At 62.3% G+C, this 15,805-nt stretch carries 13 protein-coding genes, 1 other RNA gene and 1 pseudogene; 12 read left to right on the top strand and 3 right to left on the bottom strand.

The window, feature by feature from the left end:
- Nucleotides 1–76 precede the first annotated feature (76 nt).
- The 9 genes and pseudogenes from B7X65_RS10800 to B7X65_RS10760 all read left to right on the top strand — a co-directional run bounded on the left by B7X65_RS10800 (nt 77) and on the right by B7X65_RS10760 (nt 9,519).
- Nucleotides 77–1,156, top strand: coding sequence for a porin (locus tag B7X65_RS10800; RefSeq protein WP_293594302.1), 1,080 nt, complete (start codon nt 77–79; stop codon nt 1,154–1,156).
- Nucleotides 1,157–1,357: 201 nt separating this feature from the next.
- A complete protein-coding gene (locus B7X65_RS10795) occupies nt 1,358–2,056 on the top strand; it encodes a DUF3047 domain-containing protein (protein ID WP_293594301.1) in 699 nt (232 codons plus the stop codon).
- A gap of 185 nt (nt 2,057–2,241) precedes the next feature.
- Nucleotides 2,242–2,529 (top strand): annotated as a pseudogene (locus B7X65_RS10790) (ABC transporter substrate-binding protein); the annotation flags it as partial.
- Between the two features lie 129 nt (nt 2,530–2,658).
- The gene (locus tag B7X65_RS10785) at nt 2,659–3,639 is read left to right on the top strand and encodes an ABC transporter permease (protein ID WP_293594300.1); all 981 of its coding nucleotides are present in this window, start codon (nt 2,659–2,661) and stop codon (nt 3,637–3,639) included.
- Nucleotides 3,639–4,877, top strand: coding sequence for a M20 aminoacylase family protein (locus tag B7X65_RS10780; RefSeq protein WP_096698400.1), 1,239 nt, complete (start codon nt 3,639–3,641; stop codon nt 4,875–4,877). The genes B7X65_RS10785 and B7X65_RS10780 overlap by 1 nt, the downstream gene beginning before the upstream one ends.
- Before the next feature lie 28 nt (nt 4,878–4,905).
- The gene (locus B7X65_RS10775; RefSeq protein ID WP_293594299.1) at nt 4,906–6,489 is read left to right on the top strand and encodes an ABC transporter substrate-binding protein; all 1,584 of its coding nucleotides are present in this window, start codon (nt 4,906–4,908) and stop codon (nt 6,487–6,489) included.
- Nucleotides 6,490–6,498: 9 nt separating this feature from the next.
- Nucleotides 6,499–7,410, top strand: a complete 912-nt coding sequence (locus tag B7X65_RS10770; RefSeq protein ID WP_293594298.1) for an ABC transporter permease — start codon at nt 6,499–6,501, stop codon at nt 7,408–7,410.
- 34 nt (nt 7,411–7,444) lie between these two features.
- Nucleotides 7,445–8,422 carry an ABC transporter ATP-binding protein gene (locus B7X65_RS10765; RefSeq protein WP_293594297.1) on the top strand — a complete coding sequence of 326 codons (978 nt, stop codon included), beginning with the start codon at nt 7,445–7,447 and terminating at the stop codon, nt 8,420–8,422.
- A gap of 101 nt (nt 8,423–8,523) precedes the next feature.
- Nucleotides 8,524–9,519, top strand: a complete 996-nt coding sequence (locus tag B7X65_RS10760) for an ABC transporter ATP-binding protein (protein ID WP_293594461.1) — start codon at nt 8,524–8,526, stop codon at nt 9,517–9,519.
- Nucleotides 9,520–10,131: 612 nt separating this feature from the next.
- Here B7X65_RS10760 and B7X65_RS10755 read toward each other — a convergent pair.
- Both B7X65_RS10755 and zwf read right to left on the bottom strand, forming a co-directional pair.
- A complete protein-coding gene (locus B7X65_RS10755) occupies nt 10,132–10,980 on the bottom strand; it encodes an SIS domain-containing protein (RefSeq protein ID WP_096698505.1) in 849 nt (282 codons plus the stop codon).
- A gap of 147 nt (nt 10,981–11,127) precedes the next feature.
- Nucleotides 11,128–12,594 (bottom strand): glucose-6-phosphate dehydrogenase, encoded by a 1,467-nt coding sequence (zwf, locus tag B7X65_RS10750; protein WP_293594296.1) that lies wholly within the window; start codon nt 12,592–12,594, stop codon nt 11,128–11,130.
- A gap of 121 nt (nt 12,595–12,715) precedes the next feature.
- On the opposite strand from zwf, the gene tal reads away from it, so the two are divergent.
- The 3 genes from tal (at nt 12,716) to B7X65_RS10735 (ending at nt 15,646) form a co-directional block, all read left to right on the top strand.
- Nucleotides 12,716–13,663, top strand: coding sequence for a transaldolase (gene tal / locus B7X65_RS10745; protein WP_293594295.1), 948 nt, complete (start codon nt 12,716–12,718; stop codon nt 13,661–13,663).
- A 9-nt stretch (nt 13,664–13,672) separates the two neighbouring features.
- Nucleotides 13,673–15,238, top strand: a complete 1,566-nt coding sequence (gene pgi / locus B7X65_RS10740) for a glucose-6-phosphate isomerase (RefSeq protein WP_293594294.1) — start codon at nt 13,673–13,675, stop codon at nt 15,236–15,238.
- 84 nt (nt 15,239–15,322) lie between these two features.
- Nucleotides 15,323–15,646, top strand: a complete 324-nt coding sequence (locus tag B7X65_RS10735; RefSeq protein WP_293594293.1) for a DUF805 domain-containing protein — start codon at nt 15,323–15,325, stop codon at nt 15,644–15,646.
- Nucleotides 15,647–15,714: 68 nt separating this feature from the next.
- Here the strand turns inward: B7X65_RS10735 and B7X65_RS10730 are convergent.
- Nucleotides 15,715–15,788, bottom strand: a non-coding RNA gene (locus B7X65_RS10730) — sX9 sRNA.
- Nucleotides 15,789–15,805 lie beyond the last annotated feature (17 nt).

Here is a 15,805-nt window from a genome sequence, read left to right as displayed (position 1 = left end):
TACAACTTCCTAAATGGAGGTTGGCCCGGGGATCCAAAATCCTGGAGCCCTATGTTTAACCTTGGAGAAACTCGCAATGAAAAAATCCCTAGTCGCTTTGGCTATCCTGGCTGCTGCCGGCGTGGCTTCGGCCCAGTCTTCCGTGACCCTGTTCGGCGTTGTTGACGTGAACTACGCTCACGGCTCCGGTTCCGGCGTTGGTTCTTCCAGCAAGAGCCAACTGACGAGCGGTGGTTACAACACCAGCCGTCTGGGCTTCCGTGGTACGGAAGACCTCGGCGGTGGCATGTCTGCCAGCTTCTGGCTGGAAGCCGGCATAAACGCCGACAATGGCACCTTTCAAGCCACGAACACCAACAACCAGGCTAATGGCGCTTCCGTGGGCAGCGGCCTGACCTTCAACCGTCGTTCGACGGTCAGCCTGTCCAGCGGCCTGGGTGAACTGCGTCTGGGCCGTGACTACACGCCACAGTTCTGGAATCAGACCGTGTTTGATCCGTTCGGTACGGTTGGCGTGGGCGGCTCCCAGGCCAACGTTTCCAGCCTTGGTGGGCCAGTCAGCGTTCGCGCTTCCAACAGCGTTGGCTACTTCCTGCCAGGCAATCTGGGCGGCTTCTACGGCCAGTTCCAGCACTACCTCGGTGAGAACAACAAAACCGGCGTGGCGACTGAAAAAGACGGCACCGGTTCTGCCATCCGCCTCGGCTTCGCCAACGGCCCGATCAACGTGGCTCTGGCAACGTCCAGCACCAAGTACGCTGCGACCGCCACCACGGGCAAGATCCAGTCCACCAACATTGGCGGTTCGTATGACTTCGGTGTCGCCCAAGCCATGGCTTTGGTGACCCGTGACAAAGTTGACTCTGTCCCCACCAATGTGACGGGCAAGGGCGCTTTGATCGGTGCTTTGGTCCCAATGGGTGCCGGCCAGATCCGTGTGGCCTACTCCACCTACAAAACCGACGCTGCGACCACGCCTAAGTCCAAAAAATGGGCTCTGGGTTATGTGCACAACCTGTCCAAGCGTACGGCTCTGTACACCACGATCGCTCGCGTGACCAACAGCGGTGGTGCTTCCCAGGCTCTGAACGGCGCCGTGACTGCAGCGAACGCACGTTCGACCGGTTACGACTTCGGTATCAAGCACTCCTTCTAATTGATGGCTGGTCTTGTGCCAGCTTCAATCAAGAGAGTTTAAAAAGCCGCCTTCGGGCGGCTTTTTTCATGGAAAATGTAAAAGCGTGCCACTTTGGGGGAGATGCTGATGACGCAGGTTGACCGGGCGCAACGGTGGGGTAGGTCGGGTGGTGGCGTGATGTTCTTGGCCTTGCTGCAGCTTGTGGGCTGTGCATCTTTCATGCCGCCGGCTACCCCGGCTGATCCCGCACGGCTCAGCGCCACCCCTTGGGTGACTGCGTCCACCGGTGACCGGGTCACGCCAGGTTGGCGGCACTACCCTTTTCCGGGCAAGAAACCGAGCCACTTTCGTTATGAGCGCAAGGACGGGCGCGAGGCGATGGCTGCAACTTCCAGCTCTTCTGCGAGCATGGTGCGCCAGGCGCTGCGCGTGGAGCCAGATGATCTGGCCAGCGTGCGCTTTTCCTGGAAAGTGCCTGAGCTGATTGCGCAAGCCGACATGGCGCTGCGCGACGCTGATGATTCACCGGTACGCGTGGTGCTGGTGTTTGAAGGCGACCGCAGCAAGTTCTCCAGCAAGAATGCCATGTTGTCCGAACTGGCACGCGCGTTGACCGGCGAGGAGTTGCCTTATGCAACGTTGATGTACGTGTGGTGCAACACCCGCCCGCCGGGCACGGTGATTGTCAATCCGCGTACCGACAGGATACGCAAGCTTGTCGTCGAATCCGGCGCCGGCAAGCTGCGCCAGTGGGTCGACTACGAGCGCGATATTCGCGCGGACTATGAAATGACTTTCGGCGAAGCGCCGGGCGCGCTGGTGGGCATAGGCATCATGACCGACAGTGACAACACGCGTTCGAATACCTCCGCCTGGTACGGGCCGGTCACGCTCGACAAGGTTGCGCACGCGCACTAGCTGATTGCCTGGCCTGAGAGTTGCAAGCGTCTGACGGGCGTGCACCCCGGGCGCATCGCCTTGGCCCTCGCGCAGGTTTCAGGGGGTCCCGTTCAGGGGAAATCCCTTGCTTTGTCCTGAGGAGCAGGTTGTATATCTGGTGCTTACTTTCCAGGGGAAAACCATGCAACTTCACCCGCTTTTTTTACAGCCTGCAGTCGCTGGTCCGCAGCGTGGGCGCCGGCGGTGATGGCAACTACAACGTTGGCCGCTACAGCAACCCGCGCATGGACTACATCGTGGACCGTGTGAAGGTGGAGACCGATTTGCCGGTGCGTAACCGCCTGCTGACCGAGGCCTTGCAGCTGTCGAACGACACGGTTTCGCATATTCCGCTGCACAACCAGATCATTCCGTGGGCGATGAAGAAGAACATTGATGTCGTGCACCGCGCCGACAACCGGCTCGACTGGCGACTGATCAAGGTCAACTGAGCGTGTAATCCAAGAGGGCTTTTCGGGGCCCTTTTTTGTAGTTCTTTTCTTTAGGCCTAAAGGAAATCCCGGTGTCGGCACAGTGCTTGCTCTGCTAGCATGGGCTCTCGCTCAAAACCATACCCCCGAATGTTTGCATTTATTCTCCGTCGCCTGCTCCAGGCTGTGATCGTGATGGTCGCTGTGGCTTTTATTGCATTCATGCTGTTCCAGTATGTTGGCGACCCGGTGGTGTTTCTGCTTGGGCAGGATGCGCAGCCTGACCAGATTGCGCAGCTGCGCGCCGATCTGGGGCTGGACAAGCCCTTTTTCGTGCAGTTCGGCCACTTTCTGGTCAATGCCGTGCAGGGCGAGTTTGGTCTCAGCCTGCGTCAGGGGGCCAAGGTCTCACGCCTGATTGCGGAGCGTTTTCCGGCCACGCTGGAGCTGGCTCTGGTGGCCGCCGTCATGGCCCTGGTGATTGGTGTACCGATGGGTGTTTATGCGGCCCTGCGCCGCGGAACTTTTCTGAGCCAGCTGCTCATGACGGTGTCGCTGGTGGGCGTGTCGCTTCCGACCTTCCTGATCGGGATCCTGCTGATCCTGGCTTTCTCCGTAGGCCTCGGCTGGTTTCCCAGTTTCGGGCGCGGTAACGTGGTGCAGATGGGCTGGTGGAGCAGCGGCCTGTTGACTGCCAAGGGCTGGCACCATATCGTGCTTCCGGCCGTGACGCTGGCGATCTTCCAGCTTACGCTGATCATGCGGCTGGTCCGCGCCGAAATGCTGGAGGTGCTGCGCACCGACTACATCAAGTTTGCGCGCGCACGTGGCCTGTCCAACCGCGCCATCCATTTTGGGCACGCGCTCAAAAACACCCTGGTGCCTGTCATGACCATCACCGGCCTGCAGCTGGGCGGACTGATCGCTTTTGCGATCATCACTGAAACCGTTTTCCAGTGGCCGGGCATGGGCCTGCTCTTCATCCAGGCGGTGACTTTTGCCGACATCCCCGTGATGGCCGCCTACCTGTGTCTGATTGCACTGATTTTTGTCGTGATCAACCTGGTGGTTGACCTGCTGTATTTTGTGGTGGACCCACGTTTGCGCGTGGGTTCGGCGGGGGGGCACTGATGTTGTCGCCCCGGCCTGCTCCGGTGCTCAAGGCCAACGGCCGCGCCTTCGCGCAAATCAGCGAGTTCCATCCCGAAATCACGGCCTTTCGCCGCGACCTGCATGCCCATCCGGAGCTCGGCTTCGAAGAGGTCTACACCAGCGCCCGCGTGAAGGAAGCGCTGCAGCGCTGTGGCGTGGACGAGGTGCATACCGGCATCGGCAAGACCGGGCTGGTGGCCGTCATCAAGGGCCAGCAGAGTGACAGCGGAAAAATGATCGGCCTGCGTGCCGACATGGACGCGTTGCCGATGACGGAACACAACGACTTTGCCTGGAAATCCTCGCGGACCGGCATGATGCACGGTTGCGGCCATGACGGGCATGTTGCCATGCTGGTGGGCGCAGCCCGTTACCTGGCGGCCACGCGCAATTTTGACGGGACGGCCGTGCTGATTTTTCAGCCCGGCGAAGAGGGCTTTGCCGGCGCGCGGGTCATGATTGAAGACGGCCTGTTTGACCGGTTTCCGGTGCAGGCGGTTTACGGCATGCACAACTGGCCGTCCATGAAGCCGGGCACGGTGGGCATCAACCCGGGGCCCATGATGGCAGCCGCTGACCGCATCACCATCGACATCACCGGCCGCGGCGGGCATGGCGCCCACGCCTACATGACGGTCGACCCGGTGCTGGTGGCGGGGCACATCATCACGGCGGTGCAAAGCATTGTCTCGCGCAACGTCAAGCCGATTGACAGCGCCGTGATCAGCCTGTGCGCAATGCACGCCGGCGACATGGGCGCCTTCAGCGTGGTGCCGGGCAAGGCCACCCTGGTGGGCACGGTCCGCACCTTCAACCCGGACGTGCAGGACCTGATAGAGCGTCGTCTCAACGAACTCTGCACCGCAGTCGCGCTCGGCTTTGGTGCCACCGCCGCCGTGCATTACGAGCGCATTTATCCGGCCACCATCAACGCGTTCGATGAAGCCATGTTTGCCGCCGATGTGGCGGAAACCTTGCTGGGCGAGGACCACGTCGTGCGCGGCATGGAGCCCAGCATGGGCGCCGAAGACTTTTCCTTCATGCTGCAGGTCAAACCCGGCGCGTACATGCGCATCGGCCAGGGGGCCGAAAACGGTGTCGGCAGCTGTTTTCTGCACAACAGCCGTTACGATTTCAACGACGACATCCTGCCGCTGGGTGCCGCCCTGCATGCCGGGCTGGTGGAGCAATCCATGCCTTTGTCCGTGCCGCGCTGATTATTTTTTTGTTCAACAGGAGAGTCCCATGAATTTCACGAAAAAAGCCGCTTTTGCCCTTGTGGGTACAGCGCTGGCAGCTACAACTTTTGTAGCGTCCGCAGTGACCCTGCGGGTCGGAAACCAGGGTGATGCCCTCTCGCTGGATCCGCATTCGCTCAACGAATCGCTGCAACTGACGGTGGTGGGCAATGTGTACGAACCGCTGGTCACGCGCGATCGCAGCTACAAGCTGGCCCCCTCGCTGGCAACCGACTGGAAGCAGACCTCGCCGACGGTCTGGCGCTTCAATCTGCGCAAGGGCGTGCAGTTCCATGACGGCTCGCCGTTCACCGCGGACGATGTGATCTTCAGCTATGAACGCGCCAAGGGTGACGGCTCCGACATGAAGAGTTATGTCGGCCAGATCAAGGAAATCAAGAAGATCAACGATCACACGATCGACTTCGTGCTGAACAACCCCTTTCCGATCCTGCCCGAGCTGTTCACGCAGTGGCACATCATGAGCAAGAAGTGGTGCGAAACGAACCAGGCCACCAAGCCAGTGGACCGCCGCAAAGGCATTGAAAACGCCGCGTCTTTCCGTGCCAACGGCACCGGCCCCTTCCGCGTGCGTGAGCGCCAGCCCAATGTCCGCACCACCTTTATCCGCAACGGCAGCTACTGGGGCAAGATCGACGGCAATGTGGACGAAGTGGTCTTCAACGTCATCGGCAACAACAGCACCCGCGTCGCGGCACTTCTGTCCGGCGAAATTGACGTGATGGAGCCGGTGCCGGTGCAGGACGTGGCCCGCATCAAGGCCAATGCCGAGCTCAAGGTGCTGCAAGGCCCCGAGCTGCGCATCATTTTCCTCGGCATGGACCAGAAGCGCGACGAACTGCAGTTTTCCAGCGTCAAGGGCAAAAACCCGTTCAAGGACAAGCGCGTCCGCCAGGCTTTCTACCAGGCCATCGACATCGAAGCCATCAAGAACCGTGTGATGCGCGGTGCGGCCACGCCGGTGGCCACACTGCTGGCACCCGAGATCAAGGGTTACGCCCCCGACCTCGCCAAACGCCTGCCGTTTGACGTGGAAGCCGCCAAGAAGCTGATGGCTGACGCCGGTTATGGGGCAGGGTTCGAGTTGAAGATGAACTGCCCGAACGACCGTTATGTCAACGACGGTGAAATCTGCCAGGCCGTGGCCGCAAATCTGTCGCGCATCGGGGTCAAGATCAATCTGGAAGCCGAAACCAAGGGCACCTACTTTCCGAAGATCTTGCGCCGTGACACCAGCTTCTACATGCTGGGCTGGACGCCGAGCACGGTGGACGCCCACAACGTGCTTTACCCCATCCTATCCACGCCAGGTGAGGGTGGCCGCGGCCAGTTCAATCTGGGTGCCTACAGCAATGCCAGGATTGACCAGCTGACCAACCTGGTGGCTTCCGAGACCGATGACAAGAAGCGCAACGAGATGATCCACGAAGCGCTGAAGATCCATCAGGACGAGGTGGGCCATCTGCCGCTGCACCAGCAGGCGCTCAACTGGGCTGCCAAAAAGAACATTGAAATGGTTCAGTGGCCCGACAACGGGATGCCCTGGAAGTACGTCAAAGTCAACAAGTAACAAGGGTTGATGAAAAGCGCGCTATTCCGATGGTGGGATGGCGACATTGGCTACAGCTTTCGCACCTCTCCGGTGGCGATGGCTGCGGCTGCAGTCGCCCTCATCTGCATCTTCTGTTCGGTGTTTGCGGGCTTTGTGGCGCCGCACAACCCGTTTGACCTGACGACGCTCGAGCTGAGCGATGCCCGGCTGCCACCGGCCTGGTCGGCCGAGGGCTCGAGCAAGTACCTGCTGGGCACCGATGACCAGGGGCGGGACATCCTCTCGGCCCTGATGTACGGTGCCCGCGTTTCCCTGGCGGTGGGTTTTGCCTCGGTGATCCTGTCGGTCGTGTTCGGCGTGGGCATGGGTTTGCTGGCCGGTTTTTATGGCGGCTGGATTGACTCCGCCCTGATGCGCCTGTGTGACGTGATGCTGTCTTTTCCGGCCATTCTGGTGGCTCTGTTGATTGCCGGGGTGGGGCGGGCCCTGTTTCCCAATGCGCAGGACTCCCTGGCGCTGGGGGTGCTGATCATATCGATCACGCTTACCGGATGGGTGCAGTACGCCAGAACGGTGCGTGGCTCGACGCTGGTCGAACGCAACAAGGAGTACGTGCAGGCAGCACGTGTGACCGGTGTGACACCGATGCGCATCATGCGCCGCCACGTGTTGCCGAATGTGATGGGGCCGGTGCTGGTGCTGGCGACCATCCAGGTGGCCACGGCCATCATCACCGAAGCCACCCTGTCCTTTCTGGGCGTAGGCGCGCCGCCCACGTCGCCGTCGCTGGGCACCCTGATCCGCATCGGCAACGACTACCTGTTTTCCGGCGAGTGGTGGATCACGGTGTTTCCCGGCCTGATGCTGGTGTTGATTTCGCTGAGCGTGAACCTGCTGGGCGACTGGCTGCGCGATGCCCTGAACCCGCGCCTGCGCTAAACAGCCATCGCGCTGAAACTGACTGCATTTCAACATGAGCCTCTTACAAGTCAAGAACCTGATCGTCGAGTTTCCCGGCCGGCGCGGTACGCTGCGGGCGCTCGACGACATTTCGTTTGATATCGCGCCCGGTGAAATCCTCGGCGTGGTCGGCGAGTCGGGCGCCGGCAAGTCGCTGACCGGCGCTGCCATCATCGGCCTGCTGGAGCCGCCGGGCCGCATCGGCGGCGGGCAGATCCTGCTCGAAGGCGAGCGCATCGACAACCTGCCCTACGAGCAGATGCGCCACATTCGCGGCCGCAAGATCGGCGCTATTTTCCAGGACCCCCTGACCTCGTTGAACCCGTTGTACACGGTGGGCCGCCAGTTGATCGAGACGATACAGGCGCACCTGCCGGTCAGCAACGCCGAAGCGCGCCAGCGCGCCATTTCCCTGCTGCAGGACACCGGCATTCCGGCGGCCGAGCAGCGCATTGAACATTTTCCGCACCAGTTCTCGGGCGGCATGCGCCAGCGCGTGGTGATCGCCCTGGCGCTGGCCGCCGAACCCAAGCTGATTGTGGCCGACGAGCCGACCACGGCGCTCGATGTGTCGATCCAGGCGCAGATCATCATGCTGCTCAAAAGCATCTGCAAGAAGCGTGGTGCCGCGGTGATGCTGATCACCCACGACATGGGCGTGATTGCCGAAACCTGCGACCGGGTGGCCGTGATGTACGCCGGCCGGATTGCCGAAATTGGCCCGGTGCATGAGGTGATCAATCACCCGTCCCATCCCTATACCGCAGGCCTGATGGAGGCGATCCCCGACATCACGCTGGACCGCGAACGACTCAACCAGATTGACGGCGCCATGCCGCGTCTGAACGCCATTCCACAGGGCTGCGCCTTCAATCCGCGCTGCCCCAAGGTGTTTGACCGCTGCACGCAGGACAGGCCGGACCTGCTGCCTGCCGGTGCCACACGCGCCGCCTGCTGGCTGCACGATGCCACGGTGGGAGCGACCGCATGAGCAACAGTGAAACGACAAGCGTGGGCGACCGTTTTCCCGCAGGGCCGCCCCAAGGGAAAACAGCCCCCCCGGGGGGCAGCGACGTACGCGCAGCGACAAGCGTGGGGGCTCCTCTGGTTCAGGCTTTTGACCTGGCCAAGACCTTTGATGTATCCCCGCCCTGGCTGAACCGCGTGCTCGAAGGCAAGCCCCGGCTGATGCTGCATGCCGTCGACGGCGTCAGCTTCGAGATTGAAAAAGGCAAGACACTGGCTCTGGTTGGCGAGTCGGGCTGCGGCAAAAGCACGGTGGCCCGTTTGCTGGTGGGCCTGTACGAGCCGACCCGTGGCGGATTGACCTTTGATGGCCAGGATGCGCATGCCGCCTTCAAGACGCCACAGGGCCGGCAACTGCGACGCCGCATCCAGATGATTTTCCAGGACCCGTACGCGAGCCTGAATCCGCGCTGGATCGTGGAAGACATCGTGGGTGAGCCGCTCAAGGAACACGGCCTGATCACCAACGAGGCCGAGCTCAAGGCGCGCGTGGGCGAACTGCTCAAGTCCGTCGGCCTGTCGCCGCTGGACATGGTCAAGTTTCCGCACCAGTTTTCGGGCGGCCAGCGCCAGCGCATCTCGATTGCCCGGGCACTCGCCACCGAGCCGGAATTCCTGGTCTGCGACGAGCCGACCTCGGCGCTCGACGTGAGTGTGCAGGCGCAGGTGCTCAACATCATGAAAGACCTGCAGCGCGAGCGCGGGTTGACCTACCTGTTCATCTCGCACAATCTCGCGGTGGTGCGCCATGTCAGTGACCAGGTGGGCGTGATGTACCTGGGACGGTTGGTCGAACTGTCCGACAAGCAGACGCTGTTCGCCAGCCCGAAGCACCCCTACACACGCATGCTGCTGGACGCGATCCCGAAAATGCATGACACCGGCCGCGCCCGCACCCCGGTGCAGGGCGAGGTGCCCAACCCATTGAACCCGCCGACAGGCTGCACCTTTCACCCGCGCTGCCCGCACGTCAACGACCGCTGTCGCGCCGAGCGGCCGCAGCTCCTGACCATCCAGGGTGTGAAGATCGCCTGCCATGCGGTGGAAGAAGGCCGCATCTAACCGCTCCTTTTTTTGTAGCTGGTGGCGCTTGTTGTATATGGGCTAGAGGCTGATTTCATTCCCAAATGGGCGCAAAAAGGGTGCAAGCCCTTCGCGGCATCACGCTGCGCCTGCGGTCTGCTCGGGACAGTAGGCGCAACTCCCCACTCCCACCCCTAACCCCTCCCTCGCCCCGCTGGGCGATGGAGGGGGACTTCATTTGGCTGCGTGCGCTGCGCTCGCGTGCACACATGGCCGTTTGTTGAAATTCCCTTCCTTGAAGCGCTGCGCGCTTCAAGGACTCCGGATTTTCTTCCCCCGCATTTTTTTCTTTCTCCCACCCGTCGGGCTGGGCCGAGGAGCGCAGCCGAAAGTGGATCAGGGCGAGCGATTGTCTGAGCCGAAGGCGAGTTCGAGCTCGACCCCACTTTCGGCGAGCACCGCAGGCTGCCCGCAGCGAAGCGGAGGGACCCAGACCATCGGGTCGCCTTTTCTTTGGTGACTTTCTTTTGGCGACGCAAAAGAAAGTTACTTGCTGCCGGGCAACCCCCGGCCAACAGGCAGCAGCGAACCAAAAAGCCTTGAGGGAAAACGCGGCTTCAACAGGCTCAGTAAGAAAAAAACCGAAGAACCCTACGCGTACCGCTTGCTCCGCAAATTGTTCTTCATTTCCTTGAGCAACGGGTGCAGGGTTGGGCTGCCAATGCGCAGCGCCACGCAGGTGGCCAGGATGTCGATGATCATCAGGTGCAGCAGGCGCGACACCATGGGGCTGTAGCGGTCGTAGCCCTCCGGGTGGTCGGCCGCCAGATGGATGTGGCCGGCGGCGGCCAGCGGCGAGCCACTGGCCGTGATCACGATGGTGGTGGCGCCGTTCTTGCGGGCGATGTCGCAGGCGTCCATCAGGTCACGTGTGCGGCCCGAGTTGGAGATGATCACCACGCAGTCGCCCGGCCTGAGCAGCGAGGCGCTCATGACCTGCAGGTGCCCGTCGCTGTAGGCAATGGCATGCACCCCGAGGCGGAAGAACTTGTGCTGCGCGTCCTGCGCGACGATGCCGGAATTGCCGACACCGAAAAATTCGATGCGCTGGCCGCTGCTGCAGGTCGCCACCAGGGCCAGCACGGCCTTTTCAATCAGCGCCGAACTGGCGTCGTTGCGGTACTTCAGGAAAGCGGCCACCGTGTTGTCAATCACCTTGACCAGCACGTCGCCGGTCTTGTCGTCCGCATCGACACTGCGGTGAATGAACGGCACACCTTCGCTGACATTGCCGGCCAGCTTGAGCTTGAAGTCCGACAGGCCGTCATACCCGACGCTGCGGCAAAACCGGATCACCGTCGGCTTGCTGACATGGGCGCGCGCGGCCAGTTCGGTCACCGGCAGGCTGGCAAAGGCACGTGCATCGCTGAGCACCAGGTGCGCAACACGCTGCTCGGCCGGCGCCAGCGAGGGCAGACAGGCTTTGATGCGGTCAAGCACTGGAAGATCCCCAATGGTCGCGCATGACAAGGATATTGCAAGCAGGGGCCGCGGGACTGGCTTCGCCAGACCGCAGGCGCAGCGGCCCCTTTTCCAATGCAAGGGGCAGGGAGTTGCCGCAGGCTCGCAGTGAGCGACCGTGGGGGCTCAACTTTCTTCGCTCCACCAGTGGCTGTCCCGCGCGATCATGGCGCTCGATGCGCTGGGTCCCCAGGTGCCGGCCGTATAAGGGCGCGGGCCGTCGGTGTCGTGTTGCCAGGCGTCCAGAATCGGTTCGACCCAGCGCCAGGCTTCCTCCTGCTCGTCGCTACGCACAAACAGGTTCAGCCGGCCATCGATCACGTCCAGCAGCAGGCGTTCGTAGGCACCGACACGTTCGGTGCCAAAACGTTTGTCAAAGTCGAGGTCCAGCTGCACCGGCGCCAGCGTCTGGCTGGCCGCGCGTACACCCTGCCGGTTGTCCTGGCCTTGCGCCAGCAGGTGCAGCTCCAGCCCGTCCTTGGGCTGCAGGTTGATCACCAGCCGGTTGCCGGCGCCCAATGGCGACTTGAAGATGGCATGCGGCGTCGGGCGGAAGTTCACCTCGATGTGGGCGTCGCGATCGGCCAGGCGTTTGCCGGTGCGTATGTAAAACGGCACGCCGGCCCAGCGCCAGTTGGCGATTTCGGCGCGCAGGGAGACAAAGGTTTCGGTCCGGCTGTCCGAGCTGACGCCGCTTTCCTGCAGGTAGCCGGGCACGGCTTCGCCGTTGATGTTGCCGGCGGCGTACTGGCCGCGAATCACGTGATGCTTCAGGGTTTCCGGTGTCCATGCCTTCAGCGAACGCAGGACCTTGAGCTTTTCATCGCGGATGGCATCGGCGTGGGCGTTGATCGGCGGCTCCATGCCGATCGCGCAGAGCAGCTGCAGCGCATGGTTTTGCACCATGTCGCGCAGCGCGCCGGTGCTGTCGTAAAAGGCACCGCGTTTTTCCACGCCGAGTTCCTCGGCAATCGTGATCTGGATGTTGGCAATGGTCTCGCGGCGCCACAGCGGCTCGAACAGGGAGTTGCCAAAACGCAGCGCAAACAGGTTTTGCACCGAAGGTTTCCCGAGGTAGTGATCAATGCGGAAAATCTGCTTTTCCGGCAACACACGCAGCACGGCTTCGTTGATGGCGCGGTTCGAAGCGAGGTCATGGCCCAGTGGTTTTTCCAGCACGACGCGGGTTTGCGGGCCGTTGAGCCCGACGGTCGCCATGTTTTCGCAGATCGCCTTGAACAGTGTCGGCGCGGTGGCAAGGTACATCACCACGGTGTCGGCCTGGCGTGCTTTGAGCAGGGTCGCGAGTTCCGCATAGTCGGCCGGACCGGACAGGTCCATGCGCAGGTAGTGCAGCAGCGCGGCAAAACGTTCGAACTCGTCACCGGTGGGGCGTTTGGCCAGCTCGACACTGTCAAAACGTGCGCGTATCAATGCACGGTACTCTGCATCGCTCATGGCATCGCGGCCCACACCCACAATCCGGCCGTCTGCGGGCAGCGAGCCGTGCCGGAAGGCCTGGAACAGCGCGGGCATCAACTTGCGCCAGGTCAGGTCGCCCGTGCCGCCAAACAGGACCAGATCAAAACTCATGTGCCCCAACCTTCCCGATCGGCAGATATGTAATAAAGTTTCATAGGATGTTGCCATAATCGTAACTCAATCAGGTCCTGGTCTTACAGTGCCCTGGCCGTGACCCATCTACACTTTCACCATGAACCAACTCGAAGCCCTCAAGCAGTTCACCACCGTGGTGGCCGACACCGGTGATTTCAAACAGCTCGACGCCTACAAGCCGCAGGACGCGACCACCAACCCCTCGCTGATTCTCAAGGCCGTGCAAAAGTCCGATTACCGGCCACTGCTGGTGGACACCGTGGCGAAGTTTCGCGGCCACGCCCTCGATGAAACCATGGACCGGCTGCTGGTGCGGTTTGGCTGCGAGATCCTGTCCATCATCCCGGGCCGGGTGTCGACCGAAGTGGATGCACGCCTTAGCTTCGACAGCAGCGCCACCTTGACGCGTGGCGAACGCATCATCGAGCTGTACGAGGCCGAAGGCATCCACATCGACCGCGTGCTGATCAAGGTGGCGGCCACCTGGGAGGGCATCCAGGCCGCGCGCCGGCTCGAAGACCGGGGCATCCACACCAACCTGACCCTGCTTTTTTCCTTCTGTCAGGCGGTGGCCTGCGGCCAGGCCGGGGTGCAGCTGATTTCACCCTTTGTCGGTCGTATTTACGACTGGTACAAAAAATCGGCAGGCGCCGCGTGGGACGAGGCCGCCCATGCCGGCGCCAACGACCCGGGCGTGCAGTCGGTGCGCCAGATCTACAACCACTACAAGAAACTCGGCATCAAGACCGAGATCATGGGCGCGAGTTTTCGCAACATCGGGCAGATCACCGCCCTGGCCGGCTGCGACCTGCTGACCATCAGCCCCGAGCTGTTGGGCCAGCTGGCCGCCAGCGAGGCACCACTGGCGCGCGCGCTGGACGCCCAGGCCGCACAGGCGCTGGACCTGCCGGCCGTCGGCTTTGACGAGGTGACCTTCCGCTACGCGCTCAACGAGGATGCGATGGCCACCGAAAAGCTGGCCGAAGGCATACGCGCCTTTGCGGCCGATGCGGTCAAGCTTGAACAGCTGATGCTGGCCGCCTAGGTCCGGCCGATGAACCGACCACCTTGCCACCAGACCCCGGCCTGGGCTGCGCTGCAGGCGCAGTTTGACGCGACAGGGAAAAGGTTCGATCTGCGCCAGGCCTTTGCGGCCGATCCCGGCCGGTTCGCTGCATTCAGCCTGGAGGCGCCTCACGTCTTTGCCGACCTCTCCAAAAACCTGATCGACGCGCCCACCCAGGCCTTGCTGCTGGACCTGGCGCGCCAGCGTGGCGTGGAACCATACCGCGATGCGATGTTTGCCGGCGAGAAGATCAACCGCAGCGAAGACCGTGCGGCCATGCATTTTCTATTGAGAAATCAGGCTCCAGCCCAGCAGGGACGGGCGACAGCCGCTCCTGAAAATATAGCAAACGGGCTCGTCCAGGTGCATGAGACCCTGGCCGCCATGCTGGCCTACGCAGAGCAGGTGCGCCTGGACGGGGCCATCACCGACATCGTCAACATCGGCATAGGTGGCTCCGACCTCGGTCCGCAGATGGCGGTGCTGGCGCTCGACGCCTTGCGCATCCCCGGCAAGCGCTTTCACTTCGTCTCCAACGTCGACGGGCAGGAGCTCGCCGGCGTGTTGGCGCAGCTCAGGCCGAAGAACACCCTGTTCCTGATCGCGTCAAAAACCTTCACGACCACCGAAACCATGACCAATGCCCTGTCGGCCAGGCAATGGTTCGAGGCACAGGGCGGACAGGACATCGCGCGTCATTTCGCGGCACTGACGACCAACGTCGCAGCGGCCCAGGCCTTTGGTATCAGCACGACGTTTGGTTTCTGGGACTGGGTGGGCGGGCGTTATTCGCTGTGGTCGGCCATTGGCCTGCCGCTGGCCATCAGCATCGGCGCGCAGGGCTTTCGCGCGCTGCTGGCTGGTGCGCACGCGATGGACGGCCATTTCCGCACAGCACCGCTGGCGCAGAACCTGCCGGTGCGCCTGGGCCTGCTCGATGTCTGGTACCGCAACTTTCACCGTTTCACCAGCCGCAGTCTGGCGCCCTACAGCAGCGCCTTGCGCCGCTGGCCGGCGTATCTCCAGCAGCTGGAGATGGAGAGCAACGGAAAACGCGTGGACGCGCGGGGCCAGCCGCTGCCATTTGCCACCGCGCCCGTGCTCTGGGGCGAGCCCGGCACCAATGGTCAGCACGCCTACTTCCAGATGCTGCATCAGGGCACGGACGTGGTGCCGGTCGAGTTTGTCGCGGTCAAAAAATCCTTCCATGGCTTGCCTGGCCACAATGACAAGCTGCTCGCCAATGTGCTGGCCCAGGCCCAGGCGCTGATGCTGGGCAAGGACGATACAGGTGGGCACAAGCATTTCCCCGGCAACCGGCCCAGCACTTTCCTGCTGCTCGAAGAACTGAGCCCGGCCAGCCTCGGGGCACTGATTGCCCTGCAGGAACACCGCGTGTTTGTCAGCGGTGCCATCTGGGGCATCAACAGTTTTGACCAGTGGGGCGTCGAGCTCGGCAAGGTGCTGGCCAGGAACATCGAGTTGCGCCTGCGCAGTGGAGATGTTTCGGGGCTGGACGCCTCGACGGCGGGCTTGCTGCAGCGCCTTCGCTGAGGGACAGCCACAGCGCTGGCACGGGTCTGGCATATCATGGCGCGGGGAATTTGCCCTGTCTGCATCCTGAGGAGGAGAAAAAACATGAACTTCGGTCAAGCCATTTCCACCTGTTTCGCCAAGTACGCGACCTTTTCCGGTCGCGCATCGCGCCCTGAATTCTGGTGGTTCTTTCTGTTCCAGATCCTGGTCTCCATCGCCGCTTCGATGCTCAGTGACACGCTCAGCGGCCTGGTAGGCCTGGCACTGCTGCTGCCGGCCCTGGCCGCCGGTACGCGCCGTCTTCACGACATCGGCAAAAGCGGCTGGTGGCAACTCATCATGCTCACCGTCATCGGCTGGTTCGTGCTGGTCTACTGGTGGGTCCAGCCGGCACGCGACGCTGGCAGCGAATACGCATCGGTCTGAGTTTCGCGTGCGCATGAAAAAACCCGCAGGGCGCGAGCCCTGCGGGTTTTTTGTTTGCTGTCCGGAAAGTCCGGACGGCGTAGCGAGCAGGTGCCAGGCTAGGCGGACGGAGCGCAGGAACCGGAACGTACCTTGGGTACGTGAGGATTCCGACGGGAA

It is taken from the genome of Polaromonas sp. 39-63-25 (assembly GCF_002278925.1).
GTDB lineage: Bacteria > Pseudomonadota > Gammaproteobacteria > Burkholderiales > Burkholderiaceae_C > Polaromonas.
This window is presented reverse-complemented; position numbering and strand designations above follow the sequence as displayed.

Excerpts from the sequence above, each read along its gene's own strand:
- B7X65_RS10780 (WP_096698400.1), top strand. The coding sequence starts at position 3,639 with ATGTTGTCGCCCCGGCCTGCTCCGGTGCTCAAGGCCAACGGCCGCGCC.
- B7X65_RS10770 (WP_293594298.1), top strand. The coding sequence starts at position 6,499 with ATGAAAAGCGCGCTATTCCGATGGTGGGATGGCGACATTGGCTACAGC.
- B7X65_RS10735 (WP_293594293.1), top strand. The coding sequence starts at position 15,323 with ATGAACTTCGGTCAAGCCATTTCCACCTGTTTCGCCAAGTACGCGACC.
- B7X65_RS10800 (WP_293594302.1), top strand. The coding sequence starts at position 77 with ATGAAAAAATCCCTAGTCGCTTTGGCTATCCTGGCTGCTGCCGGCGTG.
- zwf (WP_293594296.1), bottom strand. The coding sequence starts at position 12,594 with ATGAGTTTTGATCTGGTCCTGTTTGGCGGCACGGGCGACCTGACCTGG.
- B7X65_RS10765 (WP_293594297.1), top strand. The coding sequence starts at position 7,445 with ATGAGCCTCTTACAAGTCAAGAACCTGATCGTCGAGTTTCCCGGCCGG.
- pgi (WP_293594294.1), top strand. The coding sequence starts at position 13,673 with ATGAACCGACCACCTTGCCACCAGACCCCGGCCTGGGCTGCGCTGCAG.
- B7X65_RS10775 (WP_293594299.1), top strand. The coding sequence starts at position 4,906 with ATGAATTTCACGAAAAAAGCCGCTTTTGCCCTTGTGGGTACAGCGCTG.
- B7X65_RS10785 (WP_293594300.1), top strand. The coding sequence starts at position 2,659 with ATGTTTGCATTTATTCTCCGTCGCCTGCTCCAGGCTGTGATCGTGATG.
- B7X65_RS10795 (WP_293594301.1), top strand. The coding sequence starts at position 1,358 with ATGCCGCCGGCTACCCCGGCTGATCCCGCACGGCTCAGCGCCACCCCT.
- tal (WP_293594295.1), top strand. The coding sequence starts at position 12,716 with ATGAACCAACTCGAAGCCCTCAAGCAGTTCACCACCGTGGTGGCCGAC.